Source organism: Tepidimonas aquatica (assembly GCF_007556585.1).
Classification (GTDB): domain Bacteria; phylum Pseudomonadota; class Gammaproteobacteria; order Burkholderiales; family Burkholderiaceae_C; genus Tepidimonas; species Tepidimonas aquatica.
Map to the genome: position 1 here is coordinate 1 of NZ_VJNA01000071.1, position 2,082 is coordinate 2,082.

The 2,082-nt window shown below is 68.5% G+C and carries 2 protein-coding genes; both read right to left on the reverse strand.

Annotated features, from left to right (window positions below; translation table 11 throughout):
* Positions 1 to 85 precede the first annotated feature (85 nt).
* Positions 86 to 1,339 carry an MgtC/SapB family protein gene (locus Taqua_RS12925; RefSeq protein ID WP_144326977.1) on the reverse strand — a complete coding sequence of 418 codons (1,254 nt, stop codon included), beginning with the start codon at positions 1,337 to 1,339 and terminating at the stop codon, positions 86 to 88.
* Positions 1,340 to 1,344: 5 nt separating this feature from the next.
* Positions 1,345 to 2,082 (reverse strand): alpha/beta fold hydrolase (locus tag Taqua_RS12930; RefSeq protein WP_144326976.1); only part of this gene is annotated, 738 nt, incomplete at its 5' end.

The window sequence follows — 2,082 nt, forward strand, 5'->3', positions numbered from 1 at the left end:
GGAAAAGCGCGGCAACTAACATCGGCAGTTTCGCCGGAGGGCAATTGCCCTCCCCGACGCGCCGTCGCGCGAACGTCACCGCAGCTCAGCCCAGTGCCAGCGCCGCTCCGACACCGACGAGCGCCATCAGCGCATAAGCCGGCAGCACCTTCAGCGCCAGCGATCGACTGTCGAGCACCCACAACAGCCCGAGCTTGGTGACCTGGTTGACGGCGGCCGCGAGAAAGACCGCCAGGCCTGCGACCGACGCACCGACAACCCCATCGCCGACCATCCGGCCCACGGACAGCGTGATGGCGTCGACATCGACCAGACCCGAGATCGCCGCCGTGACCAGCAGCCCGGCGTCGCCGAACCGGTCGGCGAGGAACCGGCCGGCGAGCAGCACTGCTGCAAGGAACAGCGCGAACTGAACGGCTGCGGTCAGCTTCAGCGGATTCTGAGTCGACAGATCCGGAAGATCCCGCGCATGCTCGCGCGTGGTCAGGTACGCACCGAACGCGGCCCCGGTGACGGCCATGGCGCCCAGGGTCCCGACTGTCGCTGTGCCGAGCGCCGGCGCAGCGACGGCTACCAGCACCGCCATGCGGCCGAACATGGCCGCGCACGCGAGCGTGGCTCCTCCAGCCGCCAGGGGCCGCCACTGCGGGGCTTCCTTGGCCCAGCGTGCCAGCGTCGCCGTGGTGGCGGTGCTGGACACCAGTCCACCAAGCAGTGCGGTGAGGGTGAGTCCGCGCCGGGCCCCGAACCAGCGCATCAGGACGAACCCGAGGAACGAGAGCAACGCAAGCAGCACGACCGCCCACCAGAGCTTGTAGGGATTCAATGCCTCGAATGGGCCGAACCCGCGATCGGGGATGACCGGAAGGATGACGACGCTGATCAGCAGCAACTGGATGCCGCTGGTCAACTCGCTTTCGGTGAGCTTGCCGATGCCGTTGTGCATCGGCCGTTTGAGTTGCAGCAGTGCCACCGTCACCACTGCGACGGCGGAGGCGAGAAGTGTGCTGCCGCCTGCCGCCAACACGCCGACAAGGAACGTGGTGATGGCTGCCATCGCCGTGGTCAGGCCCATGACGCTGTGCATGCGCGCCGTCACGATGTAGCCGGCCAGGACCAGCAACGCCACCACGGCCAGCACGACGCCCAGGACGATCGCTCCCCATCGTTGCGCGAGCAGACCGCTCAAGCCGCCGAGCAAGCCGATCAGCGCAAACGTGCGAAGGCCGGCCACGCGGTGGCCATCGGGCAGATCACGCTGATGCCAGCCTCGCTCCAATCCGATGAGCAGGCCCGCCGCCAGCGCGATACCGACGCCCAACAGGTCCGACAGCGACATACTGTTCAAGGATGCTCCTTCACGCCGACGCCAGTGGCGCGCGCACTTTCGAGGTGCTCGGCGGGGCTCGCCGGCGCACGTTCCGCGAGTCTGGAGAGCCACTGCTCGATGTGTTGCAGGCATTCGTGCGGCACCCGCAACCACGGATGGTGGTCCACGCCGCCGAGGACGCGCATCTCCCACGTCGAACGCGCAGCCGCGAGCTCCTGCGCCCCGGCCAAAGGCGCGGCCAGATCCGCACTGCCGTGCAACATCAGCACCGGCAGGATCTGCGCCGTCGCCTCCGCCTCGGCGCGCAGGTCATGTCGGTACAGCGCTTCCCACAACGACGAAGTCGACGACACCATGGTGTGCGCCACGAGGTCCTCGGCGACTTCGCGCGGGATGTCGCGAAGAAGACGCGGCAACAGGCGTCCGACGACGCGCCGCGTCAGGATGCACGCGATTGCGGTCGCCCACATGTTCGTGTAGATCCAGCCGCCGCGTTGACGGGCGAACCAGGCGGTGGCCCCTTCGGCGCCGCCGAAGTTGGGAAGGCTGATCAGCACGAGTCGCCTGACGACCGACGGATAGCGCGCCGCATAGGCGAGCGCCAGCGCTGCCCCGAGCGAGTGCCCGACCAGCGTCACGGAGCGCTCGCCGGCGAGGCTCGCATGCAGCGCCGCCACGTGCCGCTCGACGGCGCGTCGGGGAGGGCAATTGCCCTCCGGCGAAACTGCCGATGTTAGTTGCCGCGCTTTTCC

Bases quoted from the DNA above. Each gene is read 5' to 3' on its own strand.
- Taqua_RS12925 (WP_144326977.1), bottom strand. From the start codon at position 1,339: ATGTCGCTGTCGGACCTGTTGGGCGTCGGTATCGCGCTGGCGGCGGGC.